Annotated in this window: 18 protein-coding genes; 15 read left to right on the plus strand and 3 right to left on the minus strand. The window is 64.0% G+C overall.

Translation table 11 applies throughout. From position 1 onward, the window contains the following. Positions 1-31 precede the first annotated feature (31 nt). From BSY16_RS01285 to sbmA, 5 genes are all read left to right on the plus strand, one after another. Positions 32-517 (plus strand): SRPBCC family protein, encoded by a 486-nt coding sequence (locus tag BSY16_RS01285; RefSeq protein ID WP_069057996.1) that lies wholly within the window; start codon positions 32-34, stop codon positions 515-517. 139 nt (positions 518-656) lie between these two features. Next, positions 657-1,718 carry an LLM class flavin-dependent oxidoreductase gene (locus tag BSY16_RS01290; RefSeq protein ID WP_069057997.1) on the plus strand — a complete coding sequence of 354 codons (1,062 nt, stop codon included), beginning with the start codon at positions 657-659 and terminating at the stop codon, positions 1,716-1,718. A 46-nt stretch (positions 1,719-1,764) separates the two neighbouring features. Then, positions 1,765-2,517 carry a type I methionyl aminopeptidase gene (gene map, locus BSY16_RS01295; protein ID WP_069057998.1) on the plus strand — a complete coding sequence of 251 codons (753 nt, stop codon included), beginning with the start codon at positions 1,765-1,767 and terminating at the stop codon, positions 2,515-2,517. A 74-nt stretch (positions 2,518-2,591) separates the two neighbouring features. Beyond that, positions 2,592-3,782 (plus strand): YbfB/YjiJ family MFS transporter, encoded by a 1,191-nt coding sequence (locus BSY16_RS01300; RefSeq protein ID WP_286157167.1) that lies wholly within the window; start codon positions 2,592-2,594, stop codon positions 3,780-3,782. 95 nt (positions 3,783-3,877) lie between these two features. Beyond that, positions 3,878-5,146, plus strand: a complete 1,269-nt coding sequence (gene sbmA / locus BSY16_RS01305; protein ID WP_069058000.1) for a peptide antibiotic transporter SbmA — start codon at positions 3,878-3,880, stop codon at positions 5,144-5,146. Positions 5,147-5,169: 23 nt separating this feature from the next. Here the strand turns inward: sbmA and BSY16_RS01310 are convergent, their stop codons facing one another. After that, positions 5,170-6,198 (minus strand): polysaccharide deacetylase family protein, encoded by a 1,029-nt coding sequence (locus BSY16_RS01310; RefSeq protein WP_069058001.1) that lies wholly within the window; start codon positions 6,196-6,198, stop codon positions 5,170-5,172. Positions 6,199-6,322: 124 nt separating this feature from the next. On the opposite strand from BSY16_RS01310, the gene BSY16_RS01315 reads away from it, so the two are divergent. The 3 genes from BSY16_RS01315 (at position 6,323) to der (ending at position 9,163) form a co-directional block, all read left to right on the plus strand. After that, a complete protein-coding gene (locus BSY16_RS01315; RefSeq protein WP_069058002.1) occupies positions 6,323-6,907 on the plus strand; it encodes an NnrU family protein in 585 nt (194 codons plus the stop codon). A 113-nt stretch (positions 6,908-7,020) separates the two neighbouring features. After that, positions 7,021-7,692: a tetratricopeptide repeat protein gene (locus BSY16_RS01320; protein ID WP_069058003.1), complete on the plus strand. Its 672-nt coding sequence runs from the start codon at positions 7,021-7,023 to the stop codon at positions 7,690-7,692. A gap of 37 nt (positions 7,693-7,729) precedes the next feature. Beyond that, positions 7,730-9,163 carry a ribosome biogenesis GTPase Der gene (der, locus tag BSY16_RS01325; protein ID WP_069058004.1) on the plus strand — a complete coding sequence of 478 codons (1,434 nt, stop codon included), beginning with the start codon at positions 7,730-7,732 and terminating at the stop codon, positions 9,161-9,163. 15 nt (positions 9,164-9,178) lie between these two features. Here the strand turns inward: der and BSY16_RS01330 are convergent, their stop codons facing one another. Further along, positions 9,179-10,093 carry a sugar kinase gene (locus BSY16_RS01330; protein ID WP_069058005.1) on the minus strand — a complete coding sequence of 305 codons (915 nt, stop codon included), beginning with the start codon at positions 10,091-10,093 and terminating at the stop codon, positions 9,179-9,181. Positions 10,094-10,388: 295 nt separating this feature from the next. On the opposite strand from BSY16_RS01330, the gene BSY16_RS01335 reads away from it, so the two are divergent. From BSY16_RS01335 to BSY16_RS01365, 7 genes are all read left to right on the plus strand, one after another. Continuing rightward, positions 10,389-11,294: a LysR family transcriptional regulator gene (locus BSY16_RS01335; protein WP_069058006.1), complete on the plus strand. Its 906-nt coding sequence runs from the start codon at positions 10,389-10,391 to the stop codon at positions 11,292-11,294. 179 nt (positions 11,295-11,473) lie between these two features. Next, positions 11,474-12,418, plus strand: coding sequence for an ABC transporter permease (locus BSY16_RS01340; RefSeq protein ID WP_069061299.1), 945 nt, complete (start codon positions 11,474-11,476; stop codon positions 12,416-12,418). Continuing rightward, positions 12,415-13,233 carry an ABC transporter permease gene (locus tag BSY16_RS01345; RefSeq protein ID WP_069058007.1) on the plus strand — a complete coding sequence of 273 codons (819 nt, stop codon included), beginning with the start codon at positions 12,415-12,417 and terminating at the stop codon, positions 13,231-13,233. The genes BSY16_RS01340 and BSY16_RS01345 overlap by 4 nt, the downstream gene beginning before the upstream one ends. Further along, the gene (locus BSY16_RS01350; protein ID WP_069058008.1) at positions 13,230-14,855 is read left to right on the plus strand and encodes an ABC transporter ATP-binding protein; all 1,626 of its coding nucleotides are present in this window, start codon (positions 13,230-13,232) and stop codon (positions 14,853-14,855) included. The genes BSY16_RS01345 and BSY16_RS01350 overlap by 4 nt, the downstream gene beginning before the upstream one ends. 1 nt (position 14,856) lies before the next feature. Further along, entirely contained in the window at positions 14,857-15,720 is an 864-nt protein-coding gene (locus tag BSY16_RS01355) for a serine hydrolase (RefSeq protein ID WP_069058009.1), read from the plus strand. A gap of 29 nt (positions 15,721-15,749) precedes the next feature. Next, positions 15,750-17,294 (plus strand): ABC transporter substrate-binding protein, encoded by a 1,545-nt coding sequence (locus BSY16_RS01360; protein WP_069058010.1) that lies wholly within the window; start codon positions 15,750-15,752, stop codon positions 17,292-17,294. A 128-nt stretch (positions 17,295-17,422) separates the two neighbouring features. Further along, positions 17,423-18,877, plus strand: coding sequence for a M20 family metallopeptidase (locus BSY16_RS01365; RefSeq protein WP_069058011.1), 1,455 nt, complete (start codon positions 17,423-17,425; stop codon positions 18,875-18,877). 37 nt (positions 18,878-18,914) lie between these two features. On the opposite strand, the gene BSY16_RS01370 is transcribed toward BSY16_RS01365, so the two are convergent. Further along, a complete protein-coding gene (locus tag BSY16_RS01370; RefSeq protein WP_069058012.1) occupies positions 18,915-21,008 on the minus strand; it encodes an oxidoreductase in 2,094 nt (697 codons plus the stop codon). Positions 21,009-21,040: the final 32 nt, after the last annotated feature.

Below are 21,040 nucleotides of genomic sequence, written 5' to 3' on the forward strand. Positions count from 1 at the left end.
CGACCAATCATATTCCACCGAGGAGACAGACATGACCGACACCGCCGAAATCAAGCCCACCAACAACCGCGAACTGGTGCTGACCCGCGTGCTGAACGCCACGCCCGCCCAGCTCTTCAAGGCCTGGACGACGCCGGAAATCCTGAAGGAGTGGTTCATGCCGAAGCCGTACGCGATTGCCCTTGTCGAAATGGAGCCGCGTGACGGCGGCAAGTTCCGCACCGTCATGACCGGCCCGGACGGTTTCCACATGGACAGCACGGGTGTGTTCCTGAAGGTGGAGAAGGATCGGCGCATCATCACGACGGATGCCTTCGGCCCGGACTGGAAGCCGACCGAAAAGGCCTTCTTCAGCGCCGAAATCCTCTTCGATGATCTCGGCAACGGAAAGACCCGCTACACCGCGATCGCCCGCCACTGGACTGTCGAGGATTGCGAGGCGCACGAGAAGATGGGGTTCCACGAGGGCTGGGGCCAGGTGGCAGGCCAGCTCGAAGAGGTTGCCTCCAAGCTTTGAGGTGACGAGCGGGGCGGAAAACCGCTCCGTTTTCGTTCGGCCGCGATCGCCCTGTAAACACACTGTTTCCCGATCTGCCCTTTCAACCTGCCACTGCCGGCCATATCTCTGGGAAAATCTCTCTCTTCTGGAACATCCCATGGAACTTGGCCTCTATACATTTGCCGATGTCGATCCCAATGCCGCCGACAAGGGGCGGGAAGGGGAGCGACGGCTGAAAAACCTCCTCGAAGAGATCGAACTTGCCGATCAGGTCGGGCTCGATGTCTTCGGGCTTGGTGAACATCACCGAGCGGACTATGCCGCCTCGGCGCCGGCCGTGGTGCTGGCGGCTGCCGCGGCGCGCACGAAAAACATCCGGCTCACGAGTGCGGTGACGGTGCTGTCGTCGGACGATCCGGTGCGGGTCTTCCAGCAATATTCCACCGTCGATCTCATTTCCGGTGGCCGGGCCGAGATCATGGCGGGGCGGGGCTCGTTCATCGAATCCTTCCCGCTCTTCGGCTATGCGCTCGATGATTACGACCAGCTTTTCGAGGAAAAACTCGATCTGCTGCTTGCGCTGAACGAGAGCGAGAAGGTCTCGTGGACCGGCGTGATGCGGCCGCCGCTGGCAGGGCTTGGCGTCTATCCGCGCCCGGCGCATGGCAGGCTGCCGATCTGGATTGCCGTTGGCGGCACGCCGCAATCGGTGGCGCGCGCGGGCGCCTATGGCCTGCCGCTGGCGCTTGCCATCATCGGCGGCACGCCGTCGCGCTATGCACCGTTGTTCGATCTCTACCGCGAGGCGGCACGCCGGGCGGGGCAGGACGAGGCAAAATTGAAGACCAGCATCAACGTGCACGGCTTCATTGCGGACAGCACGCAGGCGGCGGCAGACGCCTTCTACGGGCCGCAGGCCGAGGTGATGAACCGCATCGGCCGCGAGCGCGGCTGGGGGCCGACGAGCCGGGCGCAGTTCGACCAGTCGATCGGTCCGACCGGCCATCTCTTCCTCGGCGATCCGGAGACGGTGGCGAAGAAGATCGTCGACCATCAGCGGATTTTCCGCAACGATCGCTTCCTGCTGCAGATGGCGATCGGGTTGATGCCGCATGACCAGATCCTGCGCGGCATCGAGCTTTACGGCACCAAGGTTGCGCCCCTGGTGCGCGAAATGCTGGCGGCGGAACAGAAGGACGCAGTGGTTGCTTCCGCCTGACAGCAGCGCGCGGGCGTGATAGACACGCCCGCGAAAGAGAGATGCGATGACCCTCGAGAATGACGATGACCTCAACGGCCTGAAGGCGATCGGCCGGATCTGCGCCAATGTGCTCCAGCACATGTCGACCTCCATCCGGCCGGGCATGACCACGGCCGAACTGGACCTGATCGGCCGGCGAATGCTGGAGGAGGCGGGTGCACGTTCGGCGCCGGAAAGCTGCTACGCCTTTCCGGGTGCGACCTGCATCAGCGTCAACGAGGAGGTGGCGCACGGCATTCCGGGCGACCGGGTGATCAAGGACGGCGATCTCGTTAATATCGACGTTTCCGCCGAACTCGACGGCTATTTCGCCGATACCGGCGCGTCCTTCACCGTCGGGCGCTCGACGCCGGCGGTGGAGCGGCTGTGCCGGGATGGCAAGCGGGCGCTCTGGGTCGGCCTCAAGGAGGTCAAGGCCGGCAAGCCGCTGGCGCAGGTCGGCAATGCCATCGGTGAATTCGCGCGCAAGAACCGTTACACGCTGATCGCCAACCTCGCGAGCCATGGCGTCGGTCGCTCTCTGCACGAGGAGCCGACGGAAATCGCCACCTGGCCGGACCCGCAGGAAAAGCGCCGCATGACGGACGGCCTCGTCTTCACCGTCGAGCCGTTCCTGTCGCTCGGCGCCAACTGGGCGGAAAGCGGCAAAAATGACGAGTGGACGCTCTACAGCGATCCGCGCGCACCGACGGTGCAGTTCGAGCACACGGTCGTGGCGACACGGAACGGACCGCTCGTGGTGACACTGCCCGGATGAACCTTCACCGGCGCTGATCCGACGATCAATTAATCTTGTTTGTCGGAGCTATGTTGCAGTGCGATGGTCGCGGCATGATGCAACGCATTCCCGCCCTGTCGCGCGAGCCCGTCCGGGCGGCCATCGCCGGTGCTATCGCCATGGCCGTGGCTATGGGGCTCGGCCGCTTCTTCTATACGCCGGTGCTGCCCGGCATGATGGCCGGCCTCGGGCTCAACGCTGCAGACGCCGGCATCATCGCGGCGGCGAATTTTGCGGGCTACCTGCTCGGCGCGGTTCTGGCCGCCTATGGCTGGGCGGCGGGTCTGGAGCGGCGACTGGCGATCGGTGCGCTGGTTTCGACGGTGCTGCTGCTTCTCGTGATGGCTCTGATTTCCGACGTTGCGGCACTCTCCGTCGTGCGGTTCCTCGCGGGGCTTGCCAGTGCCTTTGCCATGATTTTCACCTCCGGCATCGTGCTTTCGATCGGGCTCCGGCATCAGGATGCGCGCGTGCAGATGGCGCATTTTTCCGGCGTCGGCCTGGGCATCGCGGTGTCGGCCGTTCTCGTCTACCTGCTGTCGCTCGTCCAGTTCCCGGCCATCGCCGCCTGGCGCGCGGACTGGCTTGCCGGGGCCGCGCTCGGCGCCATCGGTCTTGCCGCCGTCATGGTTCTGCTGCCGCGACCCGAAGGCGGTGCCTCGGGGTTGCGCGAGCTGCCCATTGTCTGGACCCGGCCGCTCGTCGCGCTGACACTGAGCTACGGTCTCTTCGGCATCGGCTATGTCGTGACCGCCACCTTCATCGTCGCCATTGCGCGGGAGGGGGCGGAGAGCCCGTTGCTCGAATGTTTAATCTGGCTCGTCACCGGCGCCTCGGCGGCGATTTCCCTCGTCGCGTGGAAGCCGGTCGTGCGGCGTTACGGCGTGGCGGTGGCCTATCTCGCGGCGATCCTCGTCGAGATGGTGGGCGTCGCCGTCACCGTCACGCTACCCTTCCCGGCCTCTGCACTGATCGGCGGCGCGCTGCTGGGCCTTACCTTCATCGTCATCACCGCCTATGGCCTCCAGCTTGGGCGGGTTCTGGCGAGCGAGAGCCCGCGGCAGGTGCTGGCGCTGATGACGGCGGCCTTCGGTGTGGGGCAGATCCTCGGGCCGCTCGGCGCAGGCTTCCTGGCGGCACGTACGGGAAGCTATGTGCTGCCGAGCCTCGCGGCCGCGGGCATCCTTCTGCTTGCCGCAGCCATCACCGTCGCGGGCGGCGCGCTTTCCATTAAATCTCGGTAATACAAGGTTGCGGCGATTGTTGCGCTGCGCAAACTCCTTTAGTTTCAGCGCGAACCGGCAGCACGGCTGCCCCATGCAAACGAGAGTTTCGCACCTTGTTCCACTCCTTCTTCCCGCAGCCAAAGCTGTTTTTCACCTCCGCCGCTATCTGGACAGCGATCTGTATCGCCGTCTGGTATACGGTCGGACCGCAAATTGGCGCCGCGATCGGATTGCCGCCGCTTGCCCCGGGGGAGAAAGCCCCGCTCGGGCTTGCCTTCTTCCTCTCTCCGGACAATCTCTGGTTCTATCTCTACTTCTTCATTTTCGTGCTGGTTTTCGGCTTCGCCTGGAAAATCATCGCGCGTGACCATCCCTGGACCAACTGGTCTATCTGGGGCAGCGCTTTCATCGTTTTCATTGCCTATTTTGCCGTGCAGTTGCAGGTGGCGCTCAACAACTGGCGTGGTCCATTCTTCGACATGTTCCAAAAAGGTCTTTCAGGCGACAAGAGCGTCACTGCGGGGCAGCTTTGGGGCCTGCAATGGTACTTCCTTGAAATTGGTATCGTTTTTGTTGTGGTCAACGTTGTCACCGCATTCTTTACGAACCACTATGTCTTCCGTTGGCGAACGGCCATGAACGACTACTACATGTCGCTCTGGCCGAAACTGCGTCACATCGAGGGTGCCTCGCAGCGTGTGCAGGAAGATACGATGCGCTTTGCCAACATCCTTGAAGGACTGGGCGTCGTCTTTATCAATTCGATCATGACGCTCGTCGTCTTTCTGCCGTTGCTTTTCCAAATGTCGGAATATGTCGGCGACGTGCCGATCCTCGGCGCGATTCCGCATTCTTTGTTCTGGTTGGCCATCGGCTGGTCGCTGTTTGGCACCGCGTTGCTGGCATTCGCGGGCATCAAGCTTCCCGGGCTCCAGTTCCGCAACCAGCGGGTGGAAGCGGCTTATCGAAAAGAGCTCGTCTATGGTGAGGACCACGCGGATCGCGCCGATCCCGTGACCGTGCGCGAACTCTTTGTGAATGTGCGGCGCAACTACTTCAGGATGTACTGGCACTACTGCTATTTCAACGCCGCTCGCTTCACCTACAACCAGCTGGACGCGATGTTGCTGACCTTCATTCTTATTCCCACCGTTGCGGCAGGCCGTATCACGATGGGTGTCTGGCAGCAGATTGCCACCGCCTTCGGCGAGGTCAGCAATTCCTTCCAGTATCTCGTCAGCTACTGGTCGACGATTGTCGAACTTCTGTCGATCCACAAACGTCTGAAGGCCTTCGAAGCGGCGATCGAGGGCGAGCCCTTGCCGGAGATCGACCAACGCTATCTGGAAACTCAGATGGAAGAAGAGGGCCGGCCGGCCTGATCAGCCGACTGCCAAACGAGACATCAGAGGGCGGCGCCAGTCGCCCTCTTTTCTTTTGCGAGAATGCCCATCGCCTCGGCATAGCTGACGCAGGCGACGTCCTTCTGCCCGCAGGTCTCCGTGAGGAACCGGTCAAGCGCGCGCCAGTAGGCGCCGGCGTTCATTTCGACGAAGTGGAAGCCGAGCTGGAGGGGGATGCGTTCGCCGTCATATTGTCTGGCGAAGGCGTCGCGATAGGCTTTCAGCGTGCTTTCCTCGAAGGTGGCGCTTTTCTCCGGGGCCTCCTTGGCCTTGGAATGGCGAACATAGAGATTGTAGTCCATGGCGATGACGGGGCGTTGTGATGCGCCTTCCGGAACGAGGGGGAGCGCGAAGCGGGCGAGCTTGCCGCTGGCGACCGGCATTGCCGGTCCCTTCGAGACGAGGCTGGCGTCGTAGGTGAAGCCGTTGTCCTCCAGCGCCTTCACCAGTCCGCTGCCGGCGGAAAGGTAAGGCGCGCGAAATCCCTTGATGTCTTCCGCGACGAAGCGCTGCCAGTCGGCGGGTTCGCGCTCGCCGACGCCGGCATTCTGCCAGCCGTTCTTCAGCGCCTCGTGGAAGAAGGTGAACTCGGCTTTCCAGTCCGCAGCACTCCACTTGCCGCCGTCGAAATGGCCGCAGGCGTGGCTGCCGATATCGTGGCCTTCCAGTTTCGCCAGCCAGATTTCGCCGAGACGCAGGATCGTGTCCTCCTTGTCCGGCGAAAAGCCGACATTGGAACGGCCGCGTTTTTCGTGTGGCGCCTGGTAGTTGGCGCGTTCGTCCTTGGGGAACAGGAAGGTGCAGGAGAGGAAATAGGTGAAGTGCGCGCCGGTGCGCTTGGCCATGGCGCGGCTCTTCTCCCAGAGCAGGTTATCGTGCGCACCGTCGAAGGAAACGATGACGAGCTGCTTGCGCTTCGGCGTTTCGATCACGTCGTCCTTGGCAAGCGCCGTGCCCGAGACGAGCCCGGCGGCGAGGAGGGGGAGGACGATTCGAGACGATAGTTGAGACAAGATGGGCACCCGCGACAATTTGCTAAGGGTCTGTCATCGGTTCCGAATGCGGCAATCCTTTGATCGGGCTGGAATTGTCATCTCGCGAAGGCTATTCCAGAGAGAACGGCCAGGGGCCGACTTTTCTTCAAGGGGCTTTTTCATGACGTTGCTCATCGCCGGTCTCGTTCTCTTCATCGTCACCCACCTGCTGCGGCCCTTTGCGCCCGGCCTTCGCAATGCGGGCATCACAGCACTCGGCAAGCCGGGCTGGATGGCGCTGCACGGCGTGCTGTCGTTGGTAAGCCTCGCGCTCATCGCCTACGGCTTTGTCAATGCGCGCGAAAACGGCGGCACGATGCTTTATTTCCCGCCGACCTTCATGGCGCATATCGCGCTGACGCTGATGTTGATCGCGTCGATCTGTCTCGTCGCCGGCTTCCTGCCGGCCGGCCATATACGCACGAAGATGAAGTTCCCCATCCTCGTCGCGATCAAGATCTGGGCGCTGGCGCATCTTCTGGCGAATGGCGAGAGCTATTCGGTGTTGCTGTTCGTGACGATCCTTGCCTGGGCAGTCATTCTGCGCATCACGCTGAAGAAGCGCATCGCCGCCGGTGAGACAAAACTGCCGGTTTTCGTCTCGGCGAAATACGACCTGATTTCGGTCGTCGTCGGCCTCGCGCTCTATGGGGCCATCGTCTTCTGGCTTCACGAGTGGTTGATCGGCGTGGCGCCGCTGCCCTGATCCCAGGGCTGATCCTCGCCTGATCCCGGGCTTTTCGCGCCTGCCCCCTTACAACGCGGCCAAAATGGAGTAGAAGGCGCAAACTCCAATCGTCAGCAAGAGCCGGGCAGGGAATGGTAAATCAGGACGACAGCTTTATCCGCGAGGTCAACGACGAACTCCGGTCCGACCGGATGCGTCTGGTCTGGCTGCGTTTCGGCCGTATCTTCATCGGCATCGCCGTGCTGGTCGTTCTCGGCACAATCGGCAAGGTGAGCTACGAATACTGGCGCGACAGCGAGGCTTCCGCCGCCGGAGACAGCTTCCTCGCGGCGCTCACGCTTGCCCGTGAAGGCAAGAACGAAGAGGCGCTTGCCGCGCTGACCGCGCTGGAAAAGGATGGCTTCGGCTCCTACCCGGTGCTCGCCCGCATGCGCTCCGCCTCGCTTCTTGCCGAGACGGACGCACAGGGTGCGGTCAACGCGTTTACCGCGATCGCCAAGGATACGTCGGTGCCGGCAGCGCTGCGCGATGCAGCCCGACTGCGCGCCGCCTATCTGCTCGTCGATACCGGGACGTATGAGCAGGTCTCGGCCGAAGCCGAGCAGCTTGCGACCCCGCAAAGCGCACAGCGCCATTCCGCGCGCGAAGTTCTCGGCCTCTCCGCCTTCAAGCACGAGGACTATGCCCGTGCCAAGGAATGGTTCGATGCCATCATCAATGACAGCGAAAGCCCGCGCAACGTTGCCAACCGCGCGCAGATGCTGCTTGACCTGATTGCCGCAAGCGGCAAGCTGTCCTCCTGATCCGGTATTCACCGGACCACCGAAACGGAACACGTTCATGAGCTTCACCGTCGCCATTGTCGGACGCCCCAATGTCGGCAAGTCCACCCTGTTCAACAGGCTCGTGGGCAAGAAGCTCGCGCTTGTCGATGACACGCCCGGCGTCACCCGCGACCGTCGGCCGGGCGATGCCCGCCTGATCGACCTGAAATTCCGCATCATCGACACTGCCGGTCTCGAAGAGGCAGCACCCGAGACGCTGCAGGGCCGCATGCGCGCCCAGACGGAAGCCGCGATCGACGAGGCGGACCTGTCGCTCTTCGTCGTCGATGCCAAGATGGGCCTGACGCCCGTCGACCAGGCGCTGGCCGACATGCTGCGCCGCAAGGGCAAGCCGGTCGTGCTCGTCGCCAACAAGTCGGAAGCCCGTGGCTCCGATGGTGGCTTTTACGATGCCTTCACGCTCGGCCTTGGCGAGCCGACGGGGATTTCCGCCGAACATGGTCAGGGCATGCTGGATCTGCGTGACGCGATCGTTGCCGCAATCGGCGAGGAACGCGCCTATCCCGAAGAAAACGAAGCCGTCACCGATGTCGACCTGCGCGCCGAGGCGGCTGCCGAAGGCGTGGAAAAGGACGACGACTACGAGCCGGAATATGACGAGACGAAGCCGCTGCGCGTCGCCATCGTCGGTCGCCCGAATGCCGGCAAGTCCACGCTGATCAACCGCTTCCTTGGCGAAGACCGGCTGCTGACCGGCCCGGAAGCCGGTATCACGCGCGACTCGATTTCCGTCGAATGGGACTGGAAGGGCCGCACGATCAAGATGTTCGACACGGCCGGCATGCGGCGCAAGGCCAGGGTGCAGGAGAAGCTGGAAAAGCTCTCCGTCGCCGACGGTCTGCGCGCCATCCGCTTTGCCGAGACGGTGGTCATCATCTTCGACGCCACCATTCCCTTCGAGAAGCAGGACTTGCAGATCGTCGATCTCGTGCTGCGCGAAGGCCGTGCGGCCGTGCTCGCCTTCAACAAGTGGGATCTGATCGACGATCCGCAGGCGGTGCTTGCGGAGCTGCGTGAAAAGACCGAGCGGCTGCTGCCGCAGGCGCGCGGCATTCGCGCCGTGCCGGTGTCCGGCCAGACGGGCCGCGGCCTCGACAAGCTGATGCAGGCCGTCATCGAGACGGACCGCACCTGGAACCGCCGCATCTCGACAGCCAAGCTCAACCGTTGGCTCGATGCACAGCAGACGCAGCATCCACCACCGGCCGTTTCGGGCCGCCGCCTGAAGCTGAAATACATGACGCAGGTGAAGGCCCGCCCGCCGGGCTTCATGATTTCGTGCACGCGCCCCGATGCGCTGCCGGAATCCTATATCCGCTATCTGACGAATGGCCTGCGCGCCGACTTCAACCTGCCGGGCGTGCCGATCCGCATCCACTTCAAGGCGGCGGATAACCCGTTCGCCTCTAAGGCGAAGAAGCGGCGCTGAGCGCAGCCCTTTCGATCAGTCTTTCGGCAGCTTGTCCTTGGGGACCAGCGCGCCGTGATGCTGGATGACGGCGGCGGCGGCTTCGGCAGCGAAGCGTGCCGCCTCCTGCGGGCTCGCACCGGTAGCGAGGCGGGCCAGGAAGGCACCGTTGAAACTGTCGCCGGCGCTCGTGGTGTCGACAATCGTCCTGACCTCGGCAGACGGCACATGGCTGCGTTCGGCGCCGAAGACGAGCGTTGCGCCCTTGTCACCATCCTTCACGACCAGGTTTTCAACGCCGAGGGTCCGGTAGCGGACAAGCGTTTCCTCCAGCGAGGCATCGCCGAAATGGGTCGTCTCGTCGTCGAGGCTGGGCATGACCAGCGTTGCGGCGCGCGCGCCTTCGGTGATGGTGGCGCGCATGCGTTCGGTATCGTCCCAGAGGCGTGGGCGGATATTCGGATCGAAGACGATGCGCTTGCCCGAGGCCTTGGCGCGGCGAAGCTCCGCGAGCAGCGTGTCGAGATCCTCCGGCTGCACGATTGCCAGGGTGATGCCGGAGAAGACGACGATGTCGGAGGCTTCGATGGCAGTGCGCAGCCGGTCGCCGTCGTGGGCCAGCAGCTTTGCCGCGGAGACGGAGCGCCAGTAGGAGAAACTGCGCTCGCCATCCTTCAGGTGGATCATGTAGAGGCCGGGCGAACGGCCCTCGATGCGGGCGACATGGCCGGTGCCGATGCCATGCGCTTCCATGAAGGCGAGCATTTCGTCGGAAATCATGTCCTTTCCGACGGCGGAGACGTAGTCGACGCTCCAGTCCGACGGCAGGTATTGGCGGGCATAGTAGGCGGTATTGAAGGTGTCACCGGCAAAACCCTTGCGCAGCAGGCCGCCTTCGGCCTGCATCAGTTCCACCATGCACTCGCCGATCGAAAGCAGCCGTCCTGCCATGTCCTGAAATCCTCCGGTTCACTCCGCCGGAAAGAGGAAATACGATCAAAGAGTTGGCGGGGCAAGGCTATGCCGGCGCTTTCTGCGCAGCGCATGCGATGTGCCGCCGTGACGACCGGCCTCGACCCGAACGCGGCCTGTTTGATCGCGCTGATGCAAGACGAATCTTGACGCGCCGCGCTTCATTGCTTCATCCGTAACCAGCAAGTCCGCGCTCACCTGGGTGGCCGACCCTTCCGGTCGAGCCTTGTCCATGGATCGTGATCAACTCTCACCCGTCAAAGGTGCCGGCCTCATGAACATCAAGCAGCTCGAAGTGTTGCGCACGCTTCTCGCCACGGGTTCGACCATTGCGACGGCCAAGGCCATGGGGCTCAGCCAGTCGGGTGTGAGCCGGCTGTTGGCACAGCTCGAATCCGATCTGGCGCTGACGCTGTTTGCCCGCGACAAGGGACGGCTGATCCCGACGCCGGAGGCGACGATCCTGGCGCGGGACGCCGAGAACGTTTTGCTTGCCGTCGACCGCATGTCCGGGCATGCGGAGGATCTGCGCAACGGCGCTTCGGGGCCGGAAACCGTGCGGATCGGCCTGCCGAGCAGCATGTGGGAGAATTTCGCGCCCGCCATGCTGATCGACTATGTGCGTGCCTTTCCCGGCGTGCGCATCGAGACCTTCTTCGAATCGACGACAGCCATCAACAAGCTCGTCGAGGAGCGGACCATCGATCTCGGTTTCCTGCGCATGGAAGGGGAGGTCGGGCCGGGCATCGTGGTCGATAGAGTTGCCAGCGGCCAAAGCGTCTGCGTCATTCCGGAGGGGCATCCGCTCGCCGAACTGGAGGAAGTCACCGCAAAGCACCTGCGCAATGTGCCGCTCATCCTCATCGGCCGGCAAAGGCCGAACCGCATGGCGCTCGACCAGGCCTTCAAGCGGGCAGGGGTGAAGCAACTGGTCAAGATCGAGACCCACACCAACAGTTCCGCCTGTTCCTATGTGGCGCATGGGCTGGGCGTCACGATCATCAGCAGCTTCTATGCGAATCTCTATCGTCACCTTCCGGTGGTGCACCGCCCGTTCGTGCCGCGCAGCACGCAGGAATTCGGTCTAGCACGCGCCGATGGCGTTCCGTTGTCCATCGCCGCGCAGGCACTGAGCGACGCTCTGAAGAGGCAGATTCAATTTTCGCAGAATAGCAAATGAAATCAGCCAAGTGAGGCGGCTCCTGTGCCCTGTCTGATGCGGGCGAGGATGGGCCGAGTCTGCATAGGCATATGACAAAAACGCATAATATTGCACGTTTTTGTTCAATCACTCATAGTCGTTCCCAACGAAACCGATGACGGTCGCCGGGAATGATGGCCATCAATCGTGGGGAAACAATGCTGAGATTCATCCTGAACCGCCTGGTGATGGCGCTTCCGACGATCGCGCTCGTGTCGATCACGGTTTTCGCGCTGATCCGCTTCATTCCCGGCGACCCCGCCGCGCTGATGCTCGGCGACATGGCCGAGCCCGATCAGATCGCCGCCATGCGCACCGAGCTTGGTCTCGACAAGCCGATGCCGCAGCAATTCCTGATCTGGGCCGGCAACGTGCTGCAGGGCGATTTCGGCCAGTCGATCGTCAATGACGAGGCGGTGCTGCCGCTGGTCGTGTCGCGCTTCATGGTCAGCGCCGAGATCGTGCTCGTCGCCGTGCTTCTGGCCAGCCTGATCGCCGTGCCGGCCGGCGTGATCGCCGCCTGGCGCCAGAACAGCCTGACGGATCTGGCTCTTGTCGGAACAGCGACCGTTCTCCTCTCCATCCCCACCTTCTGGCTCGGCCTGTTGCTGCTGCTGTTCTTCGGGCTGGAACTCGGCTGGCTGCCGGTGCTGGGTTACGTGTCGATCCGCGAGAATTTCGTCGGCGGGCTGCTCTATCTCGTACTGCCGATCATGACCCTCGTCATCCATGAAGCGGGCGTGCTGATCCGCATGGCGCGCGCCTCGACGCTGGAAGTGCTGCGGCTCGATTACATTACCCATGCCCGGGCCAAGGGGCTTTCCGAAAGTGCGGTGCTCTGGCGCCACGCCTTCAAGAACGCCTTCGGCCCGACCTGGACGATGATCGGCCTCATTCTCGGCAACCTGCTCGGCGGCATCGCCGTCATCGAGACGGTCTTCACCATTCCGGGTCTCGGTCGCCTGATGGTCGACAGCATCTTTGCCCGTGACTACCCGGTCATCCAGGGCTGCCTGCTGTTCGTCTCGCTCTCCTATGTGCTGGTCAACCTCGTGATCGACCTTCTCTATCCCCTCTTCGATCCGCGGGTTGTCGCCGAATGAAAAAGGTCTCTCTCAACGCGCTCATCGGCGGCGTCCTCATCGCCCTGCTGCTCGCCACCGCCGCCCTCGGCCTCGTCTGGACGCCGTTCGATCCGATGCAGCTCTCCTTCACCGCGCGCCTTGCCGCACCCGATGCGAGCCACCTCCTCGGCACCGACGAGTTCGGCCGCGACGTGCTGAGCCGCCTGATGGTCGGCGCCCGCGCCAGCGTGTGGATCGGCCTTCTGACGGTCGGCTTCGCTACCATCTGCGGCACGCTGATCGGCCTCGTCAGTGGTTATGCGCGTGGCTGGGTGGATGGCGTCATCATGGCGGTCAACAATGCCCTGCTCGCCTTTCCGGGCATCCTGCTGGCGCTTGGCCTGCTAGCGGTGTTCGGCGCCAACCAGTACGGCATCATCTTTGCGCTCGGCATCGCCTATACGCCCTCCATGGCACGCGTGGTGCGGGGCGCCGTGCTGTCGCTGCGCGAGCGGGAGTTCATCGAGGCTTCACGGGTCATGGGCAATGGCGAGCTCTACACCATGGCCCGCCATATCCTGCCGAACTGCCTGGCGCCGATCACCGTGCTCGCCACCTCCATGTTCGGCTGGGCGATCCTCTCGGAAAGCGCGCTGTCCTTCCTCGGCCTTGGTGTGCCGCCGCCGGCACCGACCTGGGGCAACATGCTGGCCGCCGGCCGCCCCTTTATCGAGCAGGCCGTCTGGCTCGGCCTGTTTCCCGGCCTCTGCATCGCGCTGACGCTGCTCGGCATCAATCTTCTGGGCGACGCCCTTCGCGACAGGCTCGACCCGCGCATGAGAGGCCTGAAATGACGGATACATTGCTGACCGTTCGCGACCTCTCCCTGGCGGTCGCGCATAACCACCGGCAGGTCGTCAAGGCCGTCTCCTTCGACATCGCGCCGGGCGAGATCTTCGGGATCGTCGGCGAAAGCGGCTCGGGCAAGACGCTGGCGACACGTGCCCTGATCTCGCTCCTGCCGCCGGCCATCAAGGTGACGGGTGGCTCGGTGCTCTACAAGGGCCGGGACGTGCTGACGATGAAGAACCGCGAGCTGCGCAGCCTGCGCGGCGCGGAGATCGGTGTCGTCTTCCAGGAGCCGATGACCTCGCTCAACCCGTCGATGACCATCGGGCGGCAGCTGGAGGAGGGTCTCATCCTGCACAGCAAGGCGTCTCCCGAAGAACGTCGTGCCCGCATCCTCGACATGCTGAAGCGCGTCGGCATCCGCGATCCCGAGGGCGCGCTGACGGCCTATCCGCACGAGTTCTCCGGCGGCATGCGCCAGCGCATCATGCTGGCCTCCGTCATGCTGCTGAAGCCGGCTTTGCTGATCGCCGACGAGCCGACCACCGCGCTCGATGCCGTCATCCAGCGCGACGTGATGGAACTGATGGTGGAGCTGACGCGGGCCGAGGGCACCGCCGTGCTGTTGATCAGCCACGACCTTCCCATGGTGGCACGCTATACCAGCCGCATCGTGGTGATGGAGCAGGGCGCGATCGTCGAGCACGGCCGCACCGAGGACCTGCTGGAAGCACCGCAGCATCCCTATACCAAGAAGCTGCTCTCCTCGCTGCCCTTCCGCGGCGAGGTGCGGGCGATCGATACGGCGAAGGCGCCGATGGTGTCGGCCCGCGATATCGTCGTCGACTATGCGGGTCGCAAGTCGCTGCTCCGCAGAGGCAAGGCGAAGCGGGCGCTGCATGGTGTCAGCATCGATATACACGAGGGCGAGGTGGTGGCACTCGTCGGCGGTTCCGGCTCGGGCAAGACGACGCTCGGCCGCACCATTGCCGGCCTCGTCAAGGAAACCGGCGGCGAAATCCGCTTCCAGGGCCGGTCGCGTGATGCCGACTGGACCGACTACCGCCTGAACTGCCAGATGGTGTTCCAGGACCCCTATTCCTCACTCGATCCGCGCATGACCATCCAGGCGCTGGTCGAGGAGGCCTTGCGGCTGGTGCCGGGCTTGGATGCCGCGGCCAAGCGCAAACGCGCGCTGGAAACACTGGAGGAGGTCGGCCTTGGCACCGATTATGCCGAACGGTATCCGCACGAGCTTTCCGGCGGTCAGCGTCAACGCGTGGCGATCGCCCGGGCGATTGCCCGCCGCCCGCGCTTCCTGATTGCCGACGAGCCGGTCTCCGCGCTCGACGTGACGGTCCGGGCGCAGGTGCTCGACCTCTTCTCCGATCTGCAACGCCGCTACGGCTTCTCCTGCCTGTTCATCAGCCACGACCTCGGCGTGGTCGAGCAGGTCGCCGACCGCGTCGTCGTCATGCAGGACGGCCGTATCATCGAACAGGGCGACCGCGACACGATTTTCGACAGCCCGAAGGAGGCCTATACGCGCCGGCTTCTCTCGGCCATTCCCGCGCTCGACCAGAACGAACGGGGCGGCGTGACCCTGAAATGGCGCCTGGAGAATTGATGTGAACACGTCTTCGAACGCCCCTTCCGTCGCCGAGCAGCTTGCCGGGATCTGCGACGCACAGCCCTTCGTGACGCGCTTCGCGATCCGCAATCTCCGGACCGGCGAGACGATCGAACGCGGCGCCGGCGAGGAAACGCCGTCGGCCAGCACACGCAAGACCTCGATCATGATGGCCGCGCTGAAGGCGGTGCACGAGGGTCGGCTCGATCTTGACGAGCAGATCACCTACGAGGCGCGTTTTGCCGAGGAAGTGGCGAGCGGCATGTTCCGCTACCTGACGCCTGGCATCGTCATTTCGCTACGCGATGCCATTACCGGCATGATGGTGCTGAGCGACAATGTCTGCACCAAGATGGTGTTCGAGCGCCTGACGCTGGAAGAGGTCGGTGCCTATTGCAAGGCAATCGGCATGGAGGGCACGCACCACCGCTTCCTCATCCCGCCGCTGGCGCTTTCGCCGGATCATGCGCTGACCTCCGTCACCACGACGACGGCGCGCGACCAGATGTTCCTCCTCCAGACGATCCTCGACGCGCAGACATCTGCCGAGGCGGTGGCGCGGCTCGGCACCTCGCCGGAACTCTGCGCCTATGCCCTGCAGACGCTGAAGAACCAGATCCTGCGCTACGCCATCCCCTCGCGCCTGCCGTTCGGCACGGTGGTGGCGCACAAGGGCGGTACGGGCAAGCGCGGCCGCATGAATGCCGGCATCGTCTACCGCGACGGCGCACCCTTCTACATCATCGCCGCCTTTACGGACGCGGTGCCGCTGGCCATGCCCGACGGCACGCCGGGCTATACGATGGCGCTCGAGACGATCGGCAGGCTTTCACGCGCCTGCTGGGACGGATTCAACACATGACAACCAACGACAGAACAGAGGGTAGAACAATGAAAAAGCTTCTTCTTTCGGGTGTGGCCCTCATCGCCGCAACCCAGATCGCCACCGCGCGCGACGTCACTGTGGCGCTGAGTTCGGACCTGCGCAGCAGCAATCCCGGCGTCAACCGCGACGGCAACACCGACAGCGTGATCCTGCACATCGTCGAGGGTCTCGTCGGCTACAACAATGGCGGCGAGGTGAAGCCGCTGCTCGCCAAGAGCTTCGAGACCTCGGCCGATGGCCTGACCTATACGTTCAAGCTGCGCACCGACGTGAAATTCCACAACGGCAAGCCGCTGACGGCCGACGACGTGGTGTGGAACTGGACGCGCTACCTGAAGCCCGACACGAAATGGACCTGCATCAAGGATTTTGCCGAGGGCGGTGCTGCGGCAGTGACCGGCGTAACCGCGGTCGATGCCGGAACGGTCGAGATCAAGCTTGCAAAGCCGTCCGCCGTCTTCCTCGGCCTGATGTCGAGGCCGGAATGCGGGTTTACCGGCATCATTTCGCCGGACTCCGTCGCTGCGGACGGCAGCTTCGCCAAACCGATCGGCACCGGCCCGTTCCAGTGGGACGAGTGGAAGAAGGGTGAATACATCCACCTCACCAAGTTCGCCGACTACGTCTCGCCGGAAAACAATGGCCAGCCGGACGGCATGGTCGGCTCCAAGCGGCCGCTCGTCGATGGCGTCAAGTTCATGATCATTCCGGATGCCTCGACCATCAAGGCAGGCCTCCAGTCCGGCGTGCTCGACACGGCGGAAATCTCGCCGGACCTCATCCCGGAATTCAAGGATAGCGAGAAGACCCAGCTCATCGTTGCGCGCAACAACGGCAAGAACCTCCTCTACATCCAGACCCGCGACAAGGTGTTGAGCAAGCCCGGCGTGCGCCGCGCCATGGCGATGGCGCTCGACCTCGACCAACTCGTCGCTGCGGCCTCCAATGGCACCGGCGAGGCGAACGGCTCGATGGTCTCGCAGGACTCCGTCTACTTCAGCGAAACGCAGAAGAAGCGGCTGCCCTATGACATCGAGGCTGCGAAGAAGGAACTGGCGGACGCCGGCTACAATGGCGAGCCGATCTCGATCATCGCCAACAAGCGCGGCAACGTGCCGAGCTTCCCGGCTGCCGTCATGGCGCAGGCGATGATGCAGCAGGTGGGCCTCAACGTGCAGATCGAGGTTCTCGACTACGCGACCCAGGTCGATCGCCGCCGCTCGGGCAACTACCAGGTCATTTCCCAGTCGGTATCGCCGCGTCTCGACCCGGCGCTGATGTATGCCTTCTATGTCGGCAACAAGGACGAGAACGCCTCGCTGATGTGGGACGACCCGAAGGCGATCGAGCTGATGAAGGCGGCCTATGTCGAGGCCGACCAGGCCAAGCGCCAGAAGATCTTCGACGAATTCCACGAGCTGATGCTGAAGGAGATGCCCGGCATCTTCCTCTACGACATGGTCGACGTCTGGGGCGCGACGAAGGCTCTGAAGGGCCAGCCGGTCTGGCAGTCGAACGCCCGTCTCTGGGAAGTGTCGGTCGAGGAATAGGCCCGGTTTCCGCGCCGCAGGCGGCCCCGGCGCGGACCAGTTTGATCACAATCATTGCGGCCCGGCGGCCTATCCGCCGGGCGCTTGGCCCGCTGTTGTCTGCGGGTGGATAGAAGCGAGGACGGATTATGGATCGGGATGCCGTGGCGGCACTTTCCGCAGCAATCGAGGCGATGGCGCCCGATTTTACGACGATCAGCGACAGCATCTGGGATTTCGCCGAGCTGAAATTCGAGGAGCAGCAATCCTCGGCGCTTCTGGCGAAGGCGCTCGAGGACAACGGCTTTGCCGTGCGCCGTGGCGTCGCCGGCATGGAGACGGCGTTCATCGGCGAGGCCGGCAGCGGCGCCCCGGTCATCGCCTTCCTGGGGGAATTCGATGCGCTGGCCGGCATGAGCCAGCTCGCTGGCATTGCCGAGGCGAAGCCGGCTGTCGATGGTGCCACTGGCCATGGCTGCGGTCACAATCTGCTTGGCGTCGGTTCGCTGATGGCGGCCATTGCGCTCTCCCGTCATTTGAAGACGCATAACCTGCCCGGTACGGTGCGCTACTACGGCTGCCCGGGCGAGGAGGGCGGTTCCGGCAAGACCTTCATGGTGCGGGCCGGCCTGTTCGACGATGTCGACACTGCGCTGACCTGGCATCCGGCCCCCTTCAACGGCGTGCGCTCGACCAACAATCTCGCTGTGCTCGAATATTTCTACCGCTTCAAGGGCATTGCCGCCCATGCGGCCAACGCTGCCCATCTCGGCCGCTCGGCGCTCGACGCGGTGGAACTGATGAATGTCGGCGTCAATTTCCTGCGCGAGCACATGCCGCAGGATTGCCGGGTGCACTATGCCATCACCGATGCGGGCGGCAAGGCGGCGAATGTCGTGCAGGCGAAGGCCGAGGTGATGTATCTGATCCGCGCACCGGAAATGGCGCAGGCGCTGGCTCTCGCGGCACGAGTGGACAAGGTGGCCCGTGGCGCGGCGATGATGACGGAGACGGAGGTGGAGATCGTCTTCGACACCGCCTCGACCAACCTCCTGCCCAATCTCACGCTGGAGACGGCGCTGCACGAAAATTTGGTGGCGCTCGGCCCCGTCGCTTTCGACGAGCGGGACATCGCCTTTGCCCGGTCGATCCAGGAGACCTTCACGGAGGAGGCGATCAGCAGCAGCATCCGGCTCTACCGGATCAAGGACGACGTCTTCTCCAACGCCCGGATCGACGGCTCGACACCGCTGCATCTCGGCCTGCGCGCCTTCGAAGGCGAATCCCATTTCCGCGCCGGCTCCACCGATGTAGGTGACGTCAGCTGGGTGACGCCGACGGCGCAATGCTGGACGCCCGCCTGGGCGATCGGCACCAATCCGCACACCTGGCAGGTGGTGGCGCAGGGCAGGAGCCCCGCCGCACACAAGGCGATGGCGCACGCCGCCAAGGCGCTCGCCGCCACCGGGCTTTCGCTGCTGACCACGCCGGACCTGCTTGCCGCGGCGAAGGCCGAATGGCGGGAGAAAACAGATGGAAAACCCTATGTCTGCCCGATCCCCGTGGATGTGATGCCGGGTGGGAAGTTGCCGGAACGGGCATAAACGCGACCGAGACAGAGCTGGTTTGCCCGGCGGCAGCTTACGCCGGACACTGTCCAATCAGCCTCGCGATGTCCTCGCGCTGGAACGGAGCCTGATCGACGTCGACGGGCTCCTGATAGGTGCGGGCATATTGGTGGCCGGAATAGACGGCTGCGGCGATCAGGCCGGGTGCAAGGCAATCGCCGAGCCGGGTCACGGTCCTGATGCCGGCATCGGCCCACTCGTCTTCCCGCGCCTTGAGCGCCAGCCAAAGCGTTTCGTCCGGCAGGCGGGCGGTGACGGGCACGAGCGTGGCGCAATCGATCGGCCGAATCCTGCCGCTGTAGATGCAGGACAGTTCCAACTGATCCTTCGTGCGGCCGCCAAGTGCTTGTGCCGTGATGATCTCGACGCCGAGATCGATGAGGCGGCGCTGGACGCGGCCCTGTTCCAGCGTGTTCTTGCTCCAGGGAGATACCTGGGCTTCGGGCGTCACGAAGATCACCGTGCGGCCGGCCTTCGCGAGCAGTTCGGCAAGCACGCTGCCCATGTAGAAACAGTCGTCGTCGAACACGACGACCGGGCCATCGGCGGGCACTGCCTGGGCGCCGTCGGAGAGGATGGCATCGGGCGAGACGACGGTGCCTTCCGCCAGACAATCGAGCGGCGTGCGATGGGTGCGGCCGACGCCGTCGGTGCGCCAGCGTGCGCCGGTGGCGATCGCCACATGGGGGATGGCATATTGCAGCACGTCGTCGGCGGAAAGCGGGCTGTGCAGGTAGAGTTCGGCGTTGACTCGGGTGCCGAGCTGGCCGACGCGCCAGTCGCGCACACGCCCCCAGGTGGCGAGCCCCGGCAGGCGACATTCGCGCGCGATGCGGCCGCCCCATTCGCCGCCGCCTTCCGCCAGAACCACATCGACGCCGCGCTCGGCAAGCGCCCGTGCGGCCTCCAGGCCGGCCGGGCCGCCGCCGATGACGAGGGCGGGCTCGGGTGTTTCGGCCCTTGCGATGATCTCCGGGTGCCAGCCCTTGCGCCACTCCTCGCCGATCGTCGGGTTCTGCGTGCAGCGCATCGGTACGTTGGTGTTGTCGCCGGAGGTACAGATGTTGCAGCCGATGCATTCGCGGATGTCGTCGATGCGGCCGTCCTCGATCTTCTTCGGCAGGTAGGGATCGGCAATCGACGGGCGTGCCGCGCCGATGAAATCGAGAATGCCCTGCCTGACCACCCGCACCATGCTGTCCGGTGACGTATAGCGGCCGACACCCACCACCGGCTTGGTGGTGACGGATTTGACGAAGCGGGTATAGGGCTCCTGATAGCCCTCCTCGGAGAAGCGGGCCGTCTGGCTGTCGTTCGACCAGTCGGACAGGTTGACGTCCCAAAGGTCGGGAAGCTCGGCAAGGGCTGTGATGATGTCCTTGCCTTCCCCCTCGCTGGTGATGCCGGTCGGCCCCATCAGTTCGTCGACGGCCAGGCGTATGGCGAGCGCGCAGGTATCGCCGATCGCCTCGCGCGTATCGTCGATGATTTCGCGAAACAGCCGGAGCCGGTTTTCGAACGAGCCGCCATATTCGTCGCTGCGGTCGTTATGGCGGCGGGACAGGAAGTGCTGCAGCACGCTCATGTCATGGCCGGCATAGAGATAGACGATGTCGAAGCCGGCCCGTTTGGCGCGGAGTGCAGCGTTGCGATACCAGCGCCGCATGTCGGCGATGTCGGCCTTGTCCATGGCGCGCGCCTGGACGGGATCGAGGCTGTCGGTGATGGTGTGGGACGGGGCGAGCGGGATCATCCGGCTGAAACGGTTGGCGACATGCAGGCCGTTGTGCACGAGCTGGATGGCGGCGAGGCTGCCATGGGCGTGGATGCGTTCGGTCACGGCCGATAGCGCCGGCAGGTCGCCATCATCCCAAAGCCGGGCTTCGTTGGCCGGCGTCAGGTCGGAGGTCGGGTGGATTTCGGCTTCCTGGGTGGAGACGACAGCCCAGCCACCCTCCGCCTTCATGCCGCGCAGCTGGGCTTCCGCATTCGGATAGCGGTAACCCATGCCGGAACAGTGCGGCACCTGGTAGAAACGGTTGCGCGCCGTGACCGGGCCGATCTTGACGGGTTCGAAGAGAATATCGAAGCGGGGATCTCGGGTCATGGCCTGTCATCCTGAAAGAAGCTGTGGTCCGC

Source organism: Sinorhizobium sp. RAC02 (assembly GCF_001713395.1).
Taxonomy (GTDB): Bacteria; Pseudomonadota; Alphaproteobacteria; order Rhizobiales; family Rhizobiaceae; genus Shinella.